The organism is Empedobacter brevis, assembly GCF_965118635.1.
GTDB lineage: Bacteria > Bacteroidota > Bacteroidia > Flavobacteriales > Weeksellaceae > Empedobacter > Empedobacter brevis_A.
Genome location: NZ_CBCPHV010000003.1, coordinates 357,332 through 376,829 on the forward strand (window position 1 = coordinate 357,332; position 19,498 = coordinate 376,829).

Sequence of the window (19,498 nt, forward strand, 5' to 3'; positions counted from 1 at the left end):
TATTAATTTACATATAACACAAACACAACACAAATGAAAAATTTCTTAGAGGAGAAGATTGAGAACGGAGAAAGATTAAGTCCCATTTTGCCTGCAAATGTTAAAAACTATTTGATTGACATTGACGGAACAATTTGTGACGATATTCCTAATGAAGAACCAGAAAGAATGTTAACAGCAAAGGTTTATCCAGATGCTTTAGAAACATTGAACAAATGGTATGATGAAGGACATATAATCACCTTTTTTACGTCAAGAACAGAAGAGCATCGCGAATACACTGAAATTTGGTTAAAAAAACATGGTTTTAAATATCATGGAATTCTGATGGGAAAACCTCGTGGAGGAAATTATCATTGGGTAGATAACCATTTAGTAAAAGCAACACGATACAATGGTAAATTTACAGATTTGATTGAAAAAAATGTTTCCATTCAAGTTTTTGATGATGGAAAACATTAAATCAAATCCATTATTATAACAACAAAGACTACAAAAAAATATGTCAAATATTACAGTTAAGACAATGGCTCAATATATGGCCGAAGGCAAACAACCAGAAGTTTTATTTTGGGTGGGATGTGCTGGAAGTTTTGATGATAGAGCAAAAAAAATAACACGAGCATTCGTAAAGATTTTAAATAATATCGGGGTAGAATTTGCAGTTTTAGGAACAGAAGAATCTTGTACAGGAGATCCTGCAAAAAGAGCTGGAAATGAATTTGTTTTTCAAATGCAAGCGATGATGAATATTGAAGTTCTGAATGCTTACGAAGTGAAAAAAATTGTAACAACTTGCCCGCACTGTTTCAATACTTTGAAAAATGAATACCCAAGTTTAGGAGGTGAATATGAGGTTTTACACCATTCTCAATATTTACAACAATTAATTAACGAAGGTAAATTGAAATTAGAAGGTTCAGAAACATTCAAAGGAAGACGCATTACTTTTCATGATCCTTGTTATTTAGGTCGTGGTAATAATGTTTACGAAGCTCCTCGAGAATTAATCGAAAAATTAGATGCCGAGTTGGTAGAAATGAAACGTTGTAAAACACGTGGATTATGTTGTGGAGCTGGAGGTTCGCAAATGTTCAAAGAACCAGAAAAAGGAAATATCGATATTAATATTGAGCGTACCGAAGAAGCACTAGAAAAAGAACCACATATTATAGCTACAGGTTGTCCTTTCTGTAATACAATGATGACAGATGGTGTGAAACATTTCGAGAAGGAATCTACAGTTCTGGTAAAAGATTTAGCAGAACTAATTATGGAAGCCAAAGATTTATAAATCTTACATCATTTAAAATAAAAAAACAAATCAACCATTTCAATATTGAAATGGTTGATTTGTTTTATAAAGTTTGATCTCAACATTTAATTTAAAAAATCTCTAATTAATTATTTCGTAACTTTGAAAAACAAATTATAAACAGAGAGAAAATGAATTTAGCAGACGATTCAAGAATTTGGATTTTTCAAGCCAATCGTAAATTCTCAATAGAAGAAAAACAAGCTATCACAGCAAAACTAAATAATTTTATTGCAGATTGGAATGCTCATGGAGCCGAACTTTTAGCAGATTTTGATTTACCATACGATCAATTTATTGTAGTTGGGGTAGACGAAAAACAAGCATCTGCAAGTGGTTGTTCAATTGATAAACTAACAAAAATTATTCGCGAAATAGATGCTGATTATTCATTTGATTTACTAAATAGAATGTTGGTATCATACGAAAATGAAAATGAAGTAATCATTGAAAAATTACCAATATTTAAACAAAAAGTAAAAGAAGGCGAAATCAAAAATGTAAAAGTTTTTAATAATGGAATTTCATTATTGAATGATTTTAAACAAAATTGGTTGTTACCATTAGAAGAAAGTTGGGCAAAAACGTTATTGAATTAATCTTTTTTAACTAAAAATAATATTTAGCCGAGTTCCTTAAGCTCGGCTTTATTTTTGTTAATATAAATTGAAAAAACACTATTTTTACGTAATAATAAATTGAAAAATACTATGAAAAACAAAGGATGTCTTATCGGAGGAGGTGCATTTATAGCTATTATTGTAATTATCGGCTTATGGCTAATGTCTGCTTATAATGGATTGGTGCCTATGCAAGAAAATGTTGCGGCTCAATGGTCGAATGTAGAAAATACCTACCAAAAACGTTCAGATTTAGTTAATCAGTTGGTTGGAACTGTAAAAGGAGCGGCTAACTACGAAAAAGAAACATTAACTGCTGTAATTGACGCACGTGCAAAAGCAACTTCTAATCAAATTAAAATTGATGATCCAAGTCAATTAACACAAGAAAATATTGCTAAATTTCAAGCAGCTCAGGATCAATTAGGATCTACATTAAGTCGTTTATTAGTTTCTGTAGAAAGATATCCAGAATTAAAAGCTGTAAATGGTTTTACAAACTTACAAGCTTCTATAGAAAGTATGGAACAGGAAGTTTTATTCGAAAGAAAAAAATATAACGAAGCAGCAAAACAATATAATACTAGTATCAGAAAATTTCCAACGAACATAATAGCTGGAGTTACAGGATTTACTCAAAAAGGATATTTCGAGGCTGCAGCTGGAACTGAAAATGCGCCTACTGTAGATTTTTCTAAATAATAAAAAATCATCATTATGGGAAAAAAGAAACATAAATTTCTTTCTTCAAAAGATGAAAAAAAAATAATCGAAGCGATTCAAAAAGCAGAGAAAAATACAAGTGGAGAAATTCGGATTCATATTGAGTTCGAATCTTCTCCAAATCATTTTGATAAAGCTTTGGAAGTTTTCGAACGATTAGAAATGCATAAAACCAAAGATAGAAATGGAGTTTTGTTCCATGTTTCTCCAGCAGATCACAATTTTACAATAATTGGAGATCAAGGAATAAATAATGTAACGCCAGATGATTTTTGGGACGATATAAAAGAAGATGTCGTTAAGCATTTCAAAAAAGAACATTATGTGAAAGGGCTTTGTGAAGGAATTAAGAAAACAGGCAAAGCGCTTAAAAAATATTTTCCTTATCAAGAGGATGATACAAATGAATTACCAGATGAAATTAGCTACAGTTAAATATTTTTTTCTAACTTTTTTTCTTTCCATTTTAACCGCTTTCGGGCAAACACCTGATGAATTGGTGAAGATGGAACATCCTCCAAAAAAATTAGTGCAAGATTATGCACACGTTTTTGATGCGATGCAACTAAATGAGTTAGAACAAAAATTAGTTGCTTATGACGATTCTACTTCTACCCAAATTTTGGTATTAACAGTAAAGTCTTTAGATGGCTATCCGTTAGAAACTTTTGCAAATGACATTGGTCAAAATTGGAAAGTTGGAACCAAAGGAAAAGATAATGGAGTAGTAATCGTATTAAGCGAACAAGATCGTAAAATTACGATCAGAACTGGTTATGGCGCTCAAATTTATTTACCACCAAGTATAAACAAATCTATTATAGATAATGTCATTATTCCATATTTCAAAGAAGGTGATTATGCTGGAGGAATAAATGCAGGAGTGACTTCTATTTTTCAAGCATTTGCTGGAAAGTATAAACAAGATAAACAAAAGTCTAATGAATCTGACATCGATTGGTTTGCACTAATTTTTGCAATTGGTTTCTTCATCTTTATTTTTATTATTATATCTAAAGGTAAAGGAGGAAACAATGGAGGAAATGGAGGCAGACGTAGAAGTTTTTTAGATGATCTTATCATCATGAACACAGGAAGTTCTGTTTTCGGTTCAGGAGGAAGCTCTTGGGGTGGATCTTCTGGCGGCGGAAGTGGCGGTTTTGGTGGTTTTGGAGGTGGAACCTTCGGAGGTGGAGGTGCTTCAGGAAGTTGGTAAAACATTCAAAATATTAGAATTAATCCGAACGAATCCGTTCGGATTTTTTTAGGACTAAACATTATTCGCTAAATTCGTTTTCTAAATCAGTTTATGGAACTTCTAAATCATATTTATACCAATCAACGTAGCAATACAAACAATACTTCTGATGCGAGATCTGAATATCAACGCGATTATGATCGTATTATTTTTTCGTCTGCGTTTCGTCGTTTACAAAATAAAACACAAGTTTTTCCTTTACCAGGAAGTGTTTTTGTCCATAATAGATTAACGCATTCGTTAGAAGTTTCTTCGGTTGGTCGTTCGATGGGACATTTGGTTGGTAAGTTTATTACTGAAAATTATCAATTGACAAATGAATCGAACGAATTTTATAATTACAGTATTCACGATGTAATTTCGGCAGCATGTTTATGTCACGATATCGGAAATCCAGCTTTTGGACATTCGGGCGAAGATGCAATTGCTTCTTATTTTGATCGTCACGAAGCAGATTTGAAACAATATTTTACAGAAGCAGAATGGGCCGATTTGATAAATTTTGAAGGAAATGCAAATTCAATTCGAATTTTAACACAACAACAAAATGGTAAATCGGAAGGAGGTTTACGTTTAACGTATTCTACTTTGGCAGCGATTGCGAAATATCCTTGCGAATCTATCGCAAAAGATAAAAGTCAGTTACATCGAAAAAAGTTTGGTTTTTTTCAGGCACAAAAAGATGCTTTCAAAACAATTGCAGAAAAAACAAATATGATTTTGGAAAATGATTCTCCAATTATTTACAAACGACATCCGTTTGTTTGGTTGGTCGAAGCAGCAGATGATATTTGTTATTCGATAATCGATGTAGAAGATTCTCAACGTTTAGGAATTATCGATCATGATAAATGCAGAAAATTATTCTTGAATTTAGTCGAATCTTTAGATACTTCTCAAATTGATAAAACAAAAACAACATTAAAATCGATTTCAGATAAAAATGATCGAATTGCTTATTTACGTGCAAAATCAATTAACTTATTAACACAGAAATCGGTTGAAGTTTATCAAAATAATTTTGAAGAAATTGTAAAAGGAGAATTCAAAACAGCATTGTTAGATGTCATTAAAAATGAAACGGAACAAGTAACAAAAAGAGTTTTAGACGAAATTCAGCGTTTTTCTATCGAAAATATTTATAACCATCGTTCTGTTATTGAAATAGAAAATGCAGGTTATAATGTAATGTCAGAATTACTTTCTCAATTTATTCCTCCTGTTTTGAAAGATGAAAAAGAACGAAAAAGCTTTGAGAAAAAAGCTTTGCGTTTGGTTCCTGCTCAATTTTTGTACGAAAAAGGAACAAAATATCAGAAAGTCATGGGGATTTTGGATTATGTTTCTGGAATGACAGATAATTATGCAACAGAATTATATCGTAAGATAAAAGGAATTGAAATTGGAATGACACTTTAATTCTTAACAAATTTTTCAACATATAATAAGCATTCATCTGAAATTATTATTATATTTTAATCAAAGAAAAAGTATGATAATCAAAATACTATAAAATGGAAAATATAATAATACGACAAGCAAGAAAAGAAGATTGTCCTCGAATTTTAGATTTAATACATGAATTAGCTTTATATGAAAACGCTCCAGAAGAAGTAACCGTAACTTTGGACGAAATGGAAGAATGTGGTTTTGGAGAAAAGCCAGTTTGGGGTTCTTTGGTTGCTGAAGTAAATGGAAATATAGAAGGTATTGCGTTGTATTATGACCGATATTCTACTTGGAAAGGTCGCAAACTATATTTGGAAGATTTAATCGTCACTGAAAAAATGCGTGGTTCTGGAATTGGAAAATTATTATTAGATGAATTAATTGTTTATGCCAAAAAACAGAATTATCACGGAATGGTTTGGCAAGTTTTAGATTGGAACGAACCAGCAATTAATTTTTATAAAAAATACCAAGCTGATTTTGATTCGGAATGGATAAATGTTTCTGTTAATTTTTAAAAATTCCAACTTTATATGTATTATTGCAGAAACCAAAAACGAATATGAAAAAAATATTTTTAGCATTATGTCTTTGTCTTTCTGTGAATTTATTAGCACAAGAAAAGAATTTTCCATCGATTACAAGTGGAGAAATGATTTTAAAGAATAATCAGAAAATTAAATTTAGTTCTTTAGAAGAAGAAGGAGATAAAATTTATTTTTTTAACCTAAATAGTCAACAAAGAGAACATGTATACAAAAGTTCAATTCTATCTATTGAAGGAATACAATTAATAGAACCAGATTTACAAACAAAACAGAATGTAGAAAAACAATCGGTTGTAGCACTTGAATATATCAATAGTAGAAATATTTTACAGCATAATAAAAAATTATCTAAAGGAGATTTAATTAATATTCTTTCACCGAATAATAGTGCATTAAATCAATATAAAAGTGGAGTTTCTCAAAAGAATATAGGTACAGTTTTGATCATTGCCGGAGCAGGATTATTTGTAGGAAATGGAATAGCAAATATTTCAACATCTAATTCTGGAAATGAAAGAAAAAGTCCCACATTTTTATTTATTATAGGAGGAGGTTTGGCAGCTTCTGGCATTGTGTTGAAAATTACAGGCGCTAATTCAATTAAAAAATCAGTTGAAACCTATAACAAACAAAGTTTAGCTTATAATGATAAATCAAATTTAGATTTTAAATTTCTCGTTTCTAATAATGGAGCAGGATTAAGATTAAATTTTTAAAAATAAAAAAAACTCAAACCATTTGGTTTGAGTTTTTTGTTTCATATTATTTCATAAAACCTTCGTACCATTTCCATAAAATAATTCCTGTACACACCGAAACATTTAACGAATGTTTTGTTCCAGATTGAGGAATTTCAATACAAGTATCACATTGATCAATGATAGATTGTTGTACGCCATCCACTTCATTTCCCATTACAATTGCATATTTCTGAGATTGATCCACTTCAAATTCATTCAACAAAACAGAACCTTCTGTTTGTTCAATTGTTACAATTTGGTAACCATCTTCTTTTAGTTTTGCAACCAATTCATTCGAATCTTTTACATATTCCCAATCTACAGAATTTTCTGCTCCAATTGCAGTTTTATGAATTTCTTTATGTGGCGGAGTTGCCGTGATTCCACACAAATATATTTTATCAATTAAAAAAGCATCCGAAGTTCTAAAAACAGCACCAACATTGTGCATACTTCTTACATTATCCAACACCACAACAATAGGATGTTTTTCAATAGCTTTATATTCTTCCGCAGAAACGCGACCTAATTCGTCTAATTTTAGTTTTCTCATCACTTCGTTTTTAACTAACTTAGCTGTTCAAAATTTATAATAATTTGACAAAAGTAGTAAAGAATAAGGAAACTCCTCTAATGAAACAATATAACACGATAAAGGCGAAATATCCTGATGCGATGTTGTTGTTTCGTGTAGGAGATTTTTACGAAACATTTGGAGAAGATGCAGTGCGAGCTTCTCGCATTTTAGATATAGTTTTAACAAAACGTGCCAATGGATCTGATAATAGTGCTTTGGCTGGTTTTCCTCATCATAGTTTGAATACATATTTACCAAAATTGGTGAAAGCTGGTTTGCGTGTCGCAATTTGCGATCAACTAGAAGATCCAAAAATGGTAAAAGGAATCGTAAAACGTGGTGTAACAGAATTGGTAACGCCAGGAGTTGCTTTGCAAGATGAGGTTTTATCTTCGAAATCGAATAACTTTTTAATGGCCGTTCATCAAGGAGATAAAGCTTTCGGAATTGCTTTGTTAGATGTTTCTACAGGAGAATTTTTGGTTTCGGAAGGACAAGAAGATCAAGTTGCGAAAATCATTCAATCTTTCCGACCAAGCGAAGTTATTTACCAAAAAAGAGTAAAATATAATTTTTCTGATGTCAAAAGTAAATTTTTGTTGGATGATTGGGCTTTTCAGTATGATTTTGCTGTTGATAAATTAACCAATCTTTTCAAAACAAAAAATTTAAAAGGTTTTGGAATCGAAGATTTAAAAGATGGAATTATTTCAGCTGGAGCAATTTTGGCTTATTTAGATGATACACATCATTTTGAAATTCAACATATCACATCAATTCAACGTCTTAATCAAGATAGTTTTGTTTGGATGGATCCATTTACAATTCGTAATCTCGAGTTGGTTTATTCTCCACATCCAAAAGGTGTTACGTTATTAAATATTTTAGATGATACCAAAACTCCAATGGGCGCTCGTTTGCTAAGTCGTTGGATGGTAATGGTATTGAAAGATTTAAAATCAATTCAACGTCGTCAAAATATTGTAGAATATTTCTACAAATTCGGAGATTTACGTTACGATTTAAGGGAAAAATTAGGTCAATTAACCGATTTAGAACGTTTAGCAGCAAAAGTTTCAACTGGAAAAATTACACCTCGCCAATTGCAACAATTGGCACAAAGTTTAAAAATTTCGGAAGAAATAAAAAGTGTTGCGGAACAATCAAATATAAAAGAAGTCTCTGATTTATTCTCACGAATTGAACCAATTGAGGATTTAACTCAAAAGATTTTTGATACACTTTCTGATGAACCACCTCATCAAATTGTAAAAGGAAATGTGATAAGAGAAGGTATTTCTGAAGAATTAGATCGTTTGAGAAAAATTCAGTTTTCAGGAAAAGATTTCTTGGACCAAATGTGTCAAAGAGAAACCGAACGAACTGGAATTTCGTCATTAAAAATTGCATTCAATAACGTATTTGGATATTACATAGAAGTTCGAAATACGCACAAAGACAAAGTGCCAGAAGAATGGATTCGTAAGCAAACATTGGTAAATGCTGAACGTTATATTACTGAAGAATTAAAAGAATACGAAACACAAATTCTTGGTGCAGAAGAAAAAATTCTTGCGATAGAAAATCAATTATTTATTGAATTATTACAAGAAATTATTACTAAACTTCTACCAATTCAACAAACCGCAAAAGCAGTTGCATTTTTAGATGTTTTATCAACTTTTGCAGAAATAGCTGATAAAAATAATTATACAAAACCTTCTCTTAACGATAGTTTTGAAATAAATATAAAAGAAGGTCGACATGCTGTGATTGAGCAACAATTGCCAATCGGAGAAGAATATGTTTCGAATAATGTCGAGCTAAATGCTGATCATCAACAAATCATTATGATTACTGGACCAAATATGTCTGGTAAATCGGCGCTTTTACGTCAAACAGCTTTGATTGTTTTAATGGCGCAAATGGGAAGTTTTGTTCCTGCAGAAACTGTCGAATTAGGAATTGTTGATAAAGTTTTTACTCGAGTTGGAGCTTCTGATAATATTTCTTCAGGAGAATCTACTTTTATGGTTGAGATGAATGAAACGGCAAGTATTTTAAATAATATTTCGGAACGAAGTTTGATTTTATTGGATGAAATTGGTCGAGGTACTTCGACATATGATGGAATTTCAATTGCATGGGCAATAGCAGAATTTTTGCATCAAAGTGCTTTGAAACCAAAAACATTGTTCGCTACACATTATCATGAATTGAATGAAATGTCAAAATCGATGGAACGTATCAAAAACTTTAATGTAAGTATTAAAGAAACAAAGGATACTATTTTATTTTTGAGAAAATTAGTTCCTGGTGGAAGTGAACATAGTTTTGGTATACATGTTGCAAAAATGGCAGGGATGCCGAAACGTGTTGTTGATAGAGCAAATGATGTGTTGAAAGTTTTAGAAGCATCGAAAACTGACGAAGGAATTTCGAATAAAACAGAAAAAATCACACAAGATAATATGCAATTAAGTTTCTTTCAGTTAGATGATCCTATTTTAGAATCGATTCGAGAAGAAATTATGAATACGGATATAAATACTTTAACACCTGTTGAAGCATTAATGAAATTGAATGAAATTAGAAAGAAGCTTGGTAAATAAACTTAAAATATGAAAAAAATAATTTTAACCGTAGCAGGAGCTTTAGTATTGGCTTCTTGTGCTACAAACCCTGTTACAGGACGTAAATCTTTGTCATTAGTTTCTAATGCAGATTTATTTCCGGCAGCTTACAATCAATATTCTCAAGTTTTAAAACAAGGGAAAGTAATAACAGGTACAGCTGATGCTAGAATGGTGCAAACGGTTGGAGAACGTTTAAAGTATGCTGCTGAAAAATATTATCAGGAAAAAGGAATATCATCTCAATTACAAGGTTATCAATGGCAGTTTACATTATTACAATCAAATGAAGTAAATGCATGGTGTATGCCAGGAGGAAAGGTAGCAGTTTATTCAGGGATTTTACCAATAACTAAAGATGCAACTGGTTTAGCTGTTGTTTTAGGTCACGAAATTGGTCATGCTTTAGCAGGTCATAGTGCAGAACAAGCTTCTCAACAAATGGCAGCTCAAGGTTTAGGACAAATCGTTGGAGGATCTATCGGAAATGCAGAATATGCAAAAGTTTTTGAACAATTGTATCCTGTAGGAGCACAAGTTGGTTTATTAAACTATTCTCGTAAAATGGAATTAGATGCAGATGTAACAGGTTTATATTTGATGGCAATGGCAGGATATGATCCTTCTCAAGCTATTCCTTTCTGGGAAAGAATGGCAGCTAAAAGCGGTTCAGCAAATGTTTCAGAGTTTTTAAGTACTCACCCTTCAGATGCTACACGTATCATGAAAATAAAAGAAGCTTTACCAACAGCTTTGGCATATTATAAAGCGAGCCCTTACAAAGGAAAATAATAAATAAATCATAATTGATTAAAATAAAAACGAGCTGATTTAATAAATCCGCTTGTTTTTTTATATCTTGTATACTCAAAACCACAAAATATTTTATAAATGATTAATGATTTTAGAATTCAATCTTTTTCTGAATATAAAAAAGAGTATAAAAAGAGTGTAAAAGATCCAGAAAAATTTTGGGATAAGATTGCTGAAAACTTTGTTTGGCATCAAAAATGGGAAAAAACGCTTGAGTACGATTTCGAAAATGCAGATTTCAAATGGTTTCAAGGCGGAAAATTAAATATTACTGAAAATGTTTTAGATCGTCATTTAGAAAAAAATGGAAATAAAACAGCTCTAATTTGGGAACCAAATAATCCGCTAGAAGAAACTAGAATTATTACTTATCGACAATTACATTCAAAAGTTTGTCAATTTGCGAATGTTTTAAAAAATAATGGAATCCAAAAAGGAGATCGTGTGTGTATCTACATGCCAATGATTCCTGAATTGGCAATTGCTTTATTAGCTTGTGCAAGAGTAGGAGCAGTGCATTCAATTGTTTTTGCAGGTTTTTCTTCCTCAGCAATAGCTTCTCGTATCAATGATTCTCAATGTAAAATTTTGATAACAGCAAACGAAGTTTACCGTGGAACAAAATCGATTAATTTAAAAGCAATTTGTGACGAAGCCTTAAAAGATTGTCCATCTGTGCAAACTTGTATAGTTTATCGTCGAGCTATAGAACCTACTTCTATGGTTGGTGGAAGAGATAAATTTTGGATTGATGAAATGCATAAAGTAGATGACAATTGTCCTGCCGAAATTATGGACGCAGAGGATCCTTTATTTATTTTATATACATCTGGTTCTACAGGAAAGCCAAAAGGAATGGTGCATACATGTGGCGGTTATATGGTAGAAACGGCATATTCATTCGATAATATTTTCCAGATGGATCAAAATGATATTTATTGGTGCACAGCAGATATCGGTTGGATTACAGGACATAGCTATATTATTTATGGACCTTTGGCTTGCGGAGCAACTTCTGTAATGTTCGAAGGAATTCCAAGCTTCCCAGACTTTGGACGTTTTTGGGAAATTGTAGAAAAATTAAAAGTTACTCATTTCTATACAGCTCCAACAGCTGTTCGTTCATTAGCACGAGAATCTCTAGATTATGTCGAAAAATATGATTTATCTAGTCTTAAAGTTTTAGGTTCTGTAGGAGAACCAATCAACGAAGAAGCATGGCACTGGTTAAATGATTATATAGGAAAAGGTAATTGCCCAATTGTTGATACTTGGTGGCAAACAGAAACAGGTTCTATAATGATTTCGCCATTAGCAGGAATTACGCCGCTTCGTCCAACGTTTGCAACTTTACCTTTACCAGGTATTCAGCCTGTTTTAATGGATGATAACGGACAAGAAGTAGAAACAATAAACGAAAAAGCAGAAGGACGTTTGGCGATCAAATTTCCTTGGCCTTCTATGGCAAGAACGATTTATGGTGATCATAAACGTTACATAGAAACCTATTTTTCTACTTTTCCAGGTTATTATTTTACAGGAGATGGAGCATATCGTGATGCGATGGATAATTACAGAATTACAGGTCGAGTAGATGATGTTGTAATCGTTTCTGGACATAATTTGGGAACAGCACCAGTTGAAAATGCAATTAATCAAAATGAAGCTGTTGCAGAAAGTGCTGTAGTTGGTTTTCCTCATGATATAAAAGGAAATGCATTATATGCTTATGTAATTTTGCAAGATGGAATAGAAGGTTCAAAAGAATTAGAAGATATAATTAAAAATGAAGTTTCTAAATTAATCGGTCCAATTGCAAAACCAGATAAAATACATTTTGTACCTGGATTACCAAAAACACGAAGCGGAAAAATTATGCGTAGAATTTTAAGAAAAATTGCAAGCGATGAAACGGATTTTGGAGATACATCAACATTGTTAGATCCAGAAATTGTAACAATCATTCAAAACGGAAAAATATAGGATCTTTTTTCCAAAAAAATATAGATTAATTCGTATTGAAATTCGTTTTTATAGCCGATATTCAATACGAATTTTTTATTTTTGTAGACTTTTTTAAAGGTATGATAAATATTTCACCAATATTAGAATCTTATTTGGATCATCACGCAGATCAAGAACCAGAAATCTTGAGCCGTTTACGTGTTGAAACGTATCAATGTACAACGCAGCCGCACATGATTTCGGGCGAATATCAAGGTCGTTTGTTAAGTATTTTATCAAAGATTTTAGCTCCGAAAAAGATTTTAGAATTAGGCACTTTTACAGGTTATGCAACATTGTGTTTAGCAGAAGGTTTAACTGCTGATGGAAAAATCATAACAATGGATAAAAATGATGAGTTAGAATATCTTTGCAGAAAATATTTTGATGAATCAGAATTTGCTTCAAAAATTGATTTCAGAATAAAAGATGCACGAGAAGAGTTGAATACAATTGAAAAAGATTCTGTAGATTTAGCTTTTATTGATGCTGATAAAGAGAGTTATCCTTATTATTTCGAGAAGGTTTTAGAACTTCTTCGTCCTGGTGGAACTATGTTGGTTGACAATGTATTGTGGTACGGAAAAGTGATGATGGAAGAAGAAGATAAAAAAGATCCTTCGACAAAAATTTTGAAAGAATTTAATGAAATGGTAACAAAAGACGAACGTGTTGAGTCGATTATTTTACCAATTCGTGATGGAATTACATTAATTCGAAAAAAATAATGAAGTACGCCATTTGTCAAGTAAGTGTTGCGCCATTGCGTTCCGAAGCAAGAGATTCATCAGAAATGGTGAGTCAAGTTTTATTTGGAGAAAAATTAATTATTTTAGAAGAATTAGAAAAATGGTCAAAAGTTCAATTGACTTTTGATGGTTACGAAGGTTGGCTTGATCCGAAACAAATCGTAGAAATTTCTGAAGAAGAATTTAATCAAGATTTGATAGAGAAATTCGCTATAAATCCTTACAATCATGCAATGGAAAATGGCTTGCCAATGACTTTAACAATTGGAGCTGAATTGAGCAGATTGTATGAAAGTAAAATCAAAATTGGTTCAAAATGTTTTGAATATTTTGGTGTATATACTTCTGGCAAAAAATCGAAAGATCAATTAGTCGAAATTGCAAAAGCTTACCTAAATGTTCCTTATTTATGGGGCGGAAAATCTTCATTTGGAATTGATTGTTCTGGATTAACGCAACAAGTTTACAAGATAGGAGGTTATAAAATTCCAAGAGATGCTTATCAGCAAGCAGAAATGGGAGATGTTTTGAGCTTTTTAGAAGAAGCAGATCCTGGAGATTTAGCCTTTTTTGATAATGCAGAAGGGCGAATAATTCATGTTGGAATTATGTGCGGTAATGGAAAAGTTTTACATGCACACGGAAAAGTTCGCATTGATCCTATAGATACGAATGGAATTTTCAATACAGATTCTCAAAAATATTCGCACAAACTGCGATGCATTCGTAAGATTATTTAAATCTTTTTACTTTTTACTAAGCTAGTAAATTATTAATAAACGCAACTGTTTTGTCTAAAGTAGGAATTCGATTTTCTTTGTAAGGTGTATGTTTCGCATCAGGAACAAGATAACTTTCTTTTGTACCTTTTACATTATTGATAATTCCATTTACTTGCTCAATCGTTCCAAATTCATCATCAATTCCTTGAATGACCAAAGTCGGACATTCTATATTTTTTAGTTCTTTTCGAATATCAAAATCAATAAAGTCTGGACGTAACCAAGTTTTTGTCCACATTTCAAAAACCTTTTCGGTATTATCACCATGATATTTTGTTAATCGTTCTTTTAGATTTGTATCGCGATAAGCAACAACAGCATCTTTAATTCCGTTTAATGTAGCTTCTTCTACAATAATATGCGAACCAACGACAATAATTCCTGTCAGATTTTGATGATATTTCGAAGCATAGAGTAAAGCAATTGTTCCGCCATCGCTATGTCCAAATAAAATAATTTCTTTGAAATTGAAATGTCGAACCAAATCATTCAAAAAATCAGCTTCATCGTGCATATACGTTAATTCGCGACGATCAATTGTAAAAGGAGATGATTTTCCATAACCTTTTCTATCGTAAATAAATAAATTACAATCTGTTTTTTCAGCAACTTCTTTTGGGAAATCTCGCCAAAGTTGAGTACAACCTAATGAATCGTGCAAGAAAATAAGTGTTGGTCTTTCAGGATTTATTTCATGATGATAATAATGAATATTAGCATTACTAATTTCTAAACTCTTTTCTATTTCCATTTTACGTACTGATTTTTTCGAAAGCTAAAGATAACAAAAATGCCTCGATATTATTCATTCGAGGCATTTGTATTGTTAATGTTTTAGAATTATTTTTTGATAAAATCTGTAATAATTTCTAACGTTTTTGCTTTTGCAGTTTCCAAATCGTCGTTCAATAAAATGACATCAAATTCTTTGGCTTTTTCCATTTCAATTCCGGCTTTGTCCAAACGTTGTTTCAATTTATCTTCGCTTTCTGTATTACGAGAAATCAAACGTTGTTTCAGAATTTCCAATGAAGGTGGATTCACAAAAACCGTTAAACATTCATCTCCGTACAATTTTTTGATATTTAATGCACCAATAACATCAATGTCAAAAATCACAGAATTTCCTTCTGATGTAATACGATCAACTTCAGATTTTAAAGTTCCATAAAAATTATCGCGGTAAACTTCTTCGTATTCTACAAATTCGTCTTTTGCAATTTTTGTCTTAAATTCTTCTGTTGTTAAGAAATAATAGTCTTCTCCGTGAGCTTCACCTTCGCGTTTATCTCTAGTTGTACAAGAAATAGAAAATTTGATATTTTCTAATTGCTCTAAAGCGTAGCGAACCAAAGTTGTTTTCCCTGCACCAGATGGAGCTGAAAAGACAATTAATTTTCCTTTTTTCATTATAAAATGTTTAGCGATTGTTCTTTAATTTTTTCTAATTCATCTTTCATCTGAACAACAATTTTTTGCATTTCAGAATGATTTGATTTAGAACCTAATGTATTGATTTCTCGACCAATTTCTTGTGAAATAAAGCCTAATTTTTTTCCGTTTGATTGATTTCCTGCTAATTCTTTCAAGAAATATTCGCAATGATTTTTTAAACGAACTTTTTCTTCAGTAATATCTAATTTTTCGACATAAAAAATTAATTCTTGTTCAAATCGGTTTTGATCAATATCAACTTTTACTTCTTCCAAACGTTTATTGAAACGTTCTTTTATAGTTTCAATTCGTTCTTTTTCAAAAGGAACAACTTGTGTTAAAAGCTCAAGAATATTATTCAAATTTAAAGTCAAATATTTTTCAAGAACTTTTCCTTCGTCTAATCTGAATTGGTTCAAAGCATCAATTGCTTCAATAATTGTGGCACGAATTTGATTCCATTCGTCTTCACCCAAATCATCTTGTGTATATGAAATAACGTCTGGAAGGCGCATTACCACAGGTAACAATTCTCCATCAGTCACATTTGGTGTGATTGATTTGAATTCTTCCATATAACTTTTGATTAATTCAGCATTTATATTTTGATTTCTTGCAGCAGGATTTAACTCTACCAACATCGAAAAATCAACTTTTCCACGTTGAACTTTTTCTGAAATAAGGTTTCTGATTTCTAATTCTTTTTCACGATAAAAAGAAGGAATTCGAGTATTCAAATCCAATGTTTTACTGTTTAAAGAACGGATTTCTATCGTTACTTTTTTCTCAGGTAATTCCAATACGGCTTTACCGTAACCTGTCATAGATGCTATCATAATTGTAAAATTATGCGAGCAAAATTACAATAAATTAACGTAATGCGAAGTGAATTATCAGCTTTAATCATTTTAAAGTTTAACATTTCGCTAAAATTTTGATGAACTTAAAACATTTATCTTTAACAAAATTCAAACAATAATTATACTTACACTATGACAAATCAAGAATTGTATAAAGGAATCGCAGAAGATGGATTGAGTTTGCCATCTACAATGGGAATTTTTCCTTCATCAAAAGATTTTGTATTTACGAAAGAATCAATTGAAAATAGTTTAAAATCAACGAATTATTTCAAATTATTAAATTTTGAAGCTATTGAAATTGATAAGGATGAAAACGGAGCAGTAAAGCAAGAATATCAACTTTTGGTTTCGTATTTAGAAGAAGAGTTTGAAATCAATTTATATGTAGTAGATGCAAGAAGTAACGATTATTCTGAATATGGTTTTGGAAACTTGATTTCTGAAGAAGAAATGGAAATTGCAGGACAACAAGATTTTTATTTAGAATCTGCAATGTATTTTGGAAACGACGCTTTGGATAGTTTTCATTTGCAATTGAAAGTGATGCAGGCAATTGTTGAAAATCCTTCTATTGTTGTAGATTTTATGGCTTATCGATTATTATCTGGTAAATGGGCAAAAGTTACTGCAGAGTCGGAGATCCCGCCTTCACCTTCTTATTTGTATGTGATTCATGGTGTTTATGATGAAGATGAAAATGGCGAACGTGTTTATTGGATGCACACGCATGGTTTGCATCGTTGTGGTTCTGTAGAATTGGAAATGTTGAATATTAGAGATGGAGTAGATCAGATGAATTCGGCATTGGATATGATTGTGAATGTATTTATAAAACCAGATTTTCGTTCACCAGAAAATGAAGAATTTAATATTGGTTATGATGGATTAGATATTACATTCTGTTGGAAACGTTGGGAAGATGTCGTAAAAGATTATCCAGCTACAATTCCAGGAGGTTACAATGAACGTCAACCAGAAAATGAGAATTACGATCCATGTGGAGTTTTATTAGCGGTGCAAGAAGGACATACATTAACACCAGAAGTATATGCATCGACAATCGCAGATAATCCAATCTTCTTTATTAGTGATCAAGAAACGGAACGAATGTCAGCTTTGGCATATCAACGTTTTGAATCGTATAAAAAAGCTTTTCAAACTTATTTTGATCCAGAAGCTGATGAAGAAAATTATTACAGATTCATAATCAAATTAGGATTTGATGTTGATCATGATATGAATAAAGAACACATTTGGTTTGATGTATATGGAATCAATGAAAACAACGAAATTCTTGGTGTTTGCTTGAATCGTCCTTATGCTGTAGAAGGTTTAAATGAAGGAGATGAAGGTCTTTATCCGCAAGAAATGATTACCGATTGGATGATTTACACGCCGACAAACACCATCACTCCTGATAATATTTATACTATTGATTAATCAACGTTCCATTCTTCCAAACATGTGTTGGTTGTAATTGTCCCTGATAATAGATAATATTACGATAATCGAAGGTAGAGAAGCTGATAAAATCGGCTTTTTTACCTTTTTCTATTGTTCCTCGATCAGTTAAATCTAATGCTTTTGCAGCACGAAAAGTAATTGCGGCTAAAACTTCTGCCATTGATAATTTTTCGAAAGTAGCTAAAACAGAAGCTTGTGTTAGTAAATTTCCCATTGGCGCAGAACCAGGATTCCAATCCGAAGCAATAGAAACACAACAATCTGCATCTAATAATTTTCTAGCCGGCGCATATTGCATTCCTAAACCGATTGAAGCTCCAGGTAAAACTGTTGCCACAACATCAGAATTAGAAAGGTTTTTAATTTCTTCTTCTCCAGAAAATTCTAAATGATCTGCACTTAACGCATGATGTTTTGTTGCTAAATAACTTCCGCCAGCTGTAAATTGATCAGCGTGAATTGTGATATTAAATCCGTGTTTTTTTGCTTCATTCAAGAAATAATCTCCATCTTCTACTGAAAAAGCAGATTGTTCTACAAAAATATCTACGCGATTTGCTAATTTATCTGATTTTAGTTTTGGAAAGACTTCTTTCACCAAAAGTTCTAAATATTCTCTATTCGTTCCTTCGAAATCTTTTGGTTTCATATGAGCGCCCAAAAAAGTTGGAATTAAATCAATTTCACTTTCTTGGTTTGCCATATTTATGGCTTCTAACATTTTAATTTCGCCTTCAACTGAAAGTGCATAACCAGATTTTACTTCAGCAGTTGTAATTCCTTGTTTTGTTAACTGTGCAATATGTTTTAGCGTAATATCTTTCAGTTCATCAGCTGTTTTCTTGCGTGTTTCTGTTACTGTAGACCAAATACCACCGCCATTTTCAGCAATTTCTAAATAGGTTTTTCCGTCCAAACGCATGGCAAAATCTTTGGCACGATTTCCTCCAAAACAAACATGTGTATGCGAATCTACAAATCCAGGAAGAAGAATTTGTTCGGTTTCTATTTGTTCAATTTCAATGTTTGGATGTTGTTGAGAAAGCGTTTCAAAATTTCCTACTTCTACAATAATTTCATCATCAACAATAATTCCGCCATCTTGAAGAATTTCGACTTGATTTTCGTGAATTGCACCTTTTAATGGTAAATTGGCAAGTGTTATAATTTGTTTGAAAGGACCGATTAATTTCATTTTTGTTGTTTTATAACACAAGTTTACGAAATTTAAGGGAGATTTTATTCGAATTTCGAAACTCGTTTACGAACTTCGAAGTTTTTTATTTTTTCTTCAGATAAGTTGGATTGTTAGGATATTTGATGACTTTGATTAAGGTAACAATTGTAATAATAAGAAAGATGAATATAACGATAGCACTAAGAATGATTCGGTTATTTTGCTCTTTATTGAAACCTATATAAAGCTCGAAAGCAGCCCAAACAATGATTAAAATTTGTGGTAGTAGTGCGCCGAAAATATTTTTTGTCATTTTTATTCTTCTATTGAGTTGTAAAAATAATAAAAA

20 protein-coding genes are annotated in these 19,498 nt (G+C 31.7%); 15 read left to right on the forward strand and 5 right to left on the reverse strand.

The annotated features are described in order from the left end of the window. The first annotated feature begins 33 nt into the window (after positions 1-33). The 9 genes from ACMHJW_RS06145 to ACMHJW_RS06185 all read left to right on the forward strand — a co-directional run bounded on the left by ACMHJW_RS06145 (position 34) and on the right by ACMHJW_RS06185 (position 6,629). Complete coding sequence (locus ACMHJW_RS06145) at positions 34-462, forward strand: phosphoheptose isomerase (protein WP_413532531.1); 429 nt, start codon at positions 34-36, stop codon at positions 460-462. Between the two features lie 40 nt (positions 463-502). Beyond that, positions 503-1,294, forward strand: a complete 792-nt coding sequence (locus ACMHJW_RS06150; protein ID WP_413532532.1) for a (Fe-S)-binding protein — start codon at positions 503-505, stop codon at positions 1,292-1,294. A 152-nt stretch (positions 1,295-1,446) separates the two neighbouring features. Continuing rightward, positions 1,447-1,914, forward strand: coding sequence for an ABC transporter ATPase (locus ACMHJW_RS06155; RefSeq protein ID WP_413532533.1), 468 nt, complete (start codon positions 1,447-1,449; stop codon positions 1,912-1,914). A 111-nt stretch (positions 1,915-2,025) separates the two neighbouring features. Continuing rightward, the gene (locus tag ACMHJW_RS06160) at positions 2,026-2,637 is read left to right on the forward strand and encodes a LemA family protein (protein ID WP_413532534.1); all 612 of its coding nucleotides are present in this window, start codon (positions 2,026-2,028) and stop codon (positions 2,635-2,637) included. A 15-nt stretch (positions 2,638-2,652) separates the two neighbouring features. Next, positions 2,653-3,093, forward strand: a complete 441-nt coding sequence (locus tag ACMHJW_RS06165) for a TPM domain-containing protein (RefSeq protein ID WP_413532535.1) — start codon at positions 2,653-2,655, stop codon at positions 3,091-3,093. After that, positions 3,074-3,874 carry a TPM domain-containing protein gene (locus ACMHJW_RS06170; RefSeq protein ID WP_413532536.1) on the forward strand — a complete coding sequence of 267 codons (801 nt, stop codon included), beginning with the start codon at positions 3,074-3,076 and terminating at the stop codon, positions 3,872-3,874. The genes ACMHJW_RS06165 and ACMHJW_RS06170 overlap by 20 nt, the downstream gene beginning before the upstream one ends. A 93-nt stretch (positions 3,875-3,967) precedes the next feature. Further along, positions 3,968-5,335: a deoxyguanosinetriphosphate triphosphohydrolase gene (locus ACMHJW_RS06175; RefSeq protein ID WP_413532537.1), complete on the forward strand. Its 1,368-nt coding sequence runs from the start codon at positions 3,968-3,970 to the stop codon at positions 5,333-5,335. Positions 5,336-5,430: 95 nt separating this feature from the next. Beyond that, a complete protein-coding gene (locus ACMHJW_RS06180) occupies positions 5,431-5,883 on the forward strand; it encodes an N-acetyltransferase family protein (protein ID WP_413532538.1) in 453 nt (150 codons plus the stop codon). 44 nt (positions 5,884-5,927) lie between these two features. After that, positions 5,928-6,629 (forward strand): hypothetical protein, encoded by a 702-nt coding sequence (locus tag ACMHJW_RS06185; RefSeq protein WP_413532539.1) that lies wholly within the window; start codon positions 5,928-5,930, stop codon positions 6,627-6,629. A 46-nt stretch (positions 6,630-6,675) separates the two neighbouring features. Here the strand turns inward: ACMHJW_RS06185 and ACMHJW_RS06190 are convergent, their stop codons facing one another. Then, the gene (locus tag ACMHJW_RS06190; RefSeq protein ID WP_038332036.1) at positions 6,676-7,206 is read right to left on the reverse strand and encodes an RNA methyltransferase; all 531 of its coding nucleotides are present in this window, start codon (positions 7,204-7,206) and stop codon (positions 6,676-6,678) included. An 80-nt stretch (positions 7,207-7,286) separates the two neighbouring features. Here ACMHJW_RS06190 and mutS point away from each other — a divergent pair, with 80 nt between their 5' ends. The 5 genes from mutS (at position 7,287) to ACMHJW_RS06215 (ending at position 14,169) form a co-directional block, all read left to right on the forward strand. Then, a complete protein-coding gene (gene mutS, locus ACMHJW_RS06195; RefSeq protein WP_413532540.1) occupies positions 7,287-9,842 on the forward strand; it encodes a DNA mismatch repair protein MutS in 2,556 nt (851 codons plus the stop codon). A gap of 9 nt (positions 9,843-9,851) precedes the next feature. Then, on the forward strand, positions 9,852-10,655 hold the full coding sequence (locus ACMHJW_RS06200) for a M48 family metallopeptidase (protein WP_413532541.1): 804 nt from the start codon (positions 9,852-9,854) through the stop codon (positions 10,653-10,655). Between the two features lie 99 nt (positions 10,656-10,754). Continuing rightward, positions 10,755-12,659: an acetate--CoA ligase gene (gene acs, locus ACMHJW_RS06205; protein ID WP_413532542.1), complete on the forward strand. Its 1,905-nt coding sequence runs from the start codon at positions 10,755-10,757 to the stop codon at positions 12,657-12,659. A gap of 101 nt (positions 12,660-12,760) precedes the next feature. Continuing rightward, on the forward strand, positions 12,761-13,408 hold the full coding sequence (locus ACMHJW_RS06210) for an O-methyltransferase (protein ID WP_413532543.1): 648 nt from the start codon (positions 12,761-12,763) through the stop codon (positions 13,406-13,408). Continuing rightward, positions 13,408-14,169: an NlpC/P60 family protein gene (locus ACMHJW_RS06215; RefSeq protein WP_413532544.1), complete on the forward strand. Its 762-nt coding sequence runs from the start codon at positions 13,408-13,410 to the stop codon at positions 14,167-14,169. The genes ACMHJW_RS06210 and ACMHJW_RS06215 overlap by 1 nt, the downstream gene beginning before the upstream one ends. Before the next feature lie 16 nt (positions 14,170-14,185). Here the strand turns inward: ACMHJW_RS06215 and ACMHJW_RS06220 are convergent, their stop codons facing one another. The 3 genes from ACMHJW_RS06220 to ACMHJW_RS06230 form a co-directional block, all read right to left on the reverse strand. Beyond that, positions 14,186-14,962 (reverse strand): alpha/beta fold hydrolase, encoded by a 777-nt coding sequence (locus ACMHJW_RS06220; RefSeq protein WP_413532545.1) that lies wholly within the window; start codon positions 14,960-14,962, stop codon positions 14,186-14,188. Between the two features lie 89 nt (positions 14,963-15,051). Then, positions 15,052-15,621 (reverse strand): guanylate kinase, encoded by a 570-nt coding sequence (gene gmk, locus ACMHJW_RS06225; protein ID WP_413532546.1) that lies wholly within the window; start codon positions 15,619-15,621, stop codon positions 15,052-15,054. Continuing rightward, positions 15,621-16,481: a YicC/YloC family endoribonuclease gene (locus ACMHJW_RS06230; RefSeq protein ID WP_413532547.1), complete on the reverse strand. Its 861-nt coding sequence runs from the start codon at positions 16,479-16,481 to the stop codon at positions 15,621-15,623. The genes gmk and ACMHJW_RS06230 overlap by 1 nt, the downstream gene beginning before the upstream one ends. Positions 16,482-16,637: 156 nt before the next feature. On the opposite strand from ACMHJW_RS06230, the gene ACMHJW_RS06235 reads away from it, so the two are divergent. After that, on the forward strand, positions 16,638-17,948 hold the full coding sequence (locus tag ACMHJW_RS06235) for a DUF4026 domain-containing protein (protein ID WP_413532548.1): 1,311 nt from the start codon (positions 16,638-16,640) through the stop codon (positions 17,946-17,948). Here ACMHJW_RS06235 and hutI read toward each other — a convergent pair. Next, on the reverse strand, positions 17,938-19,167 hold the full coding sequence (gene hutI / locus ACMHJW_RS06240) for an imidazolonepropionase (RefSeq protein ID WP_413532549.1): 1,230 nt from the start codon (positions 19,165-19,167) through the stop codon (positions 17,938-17,940). The genes ACMHJW_RS06235 and hutI overlap by 11 nt on opposite strands. Positions 19,168-19,498: the final 331 nt, after the last annotated feature.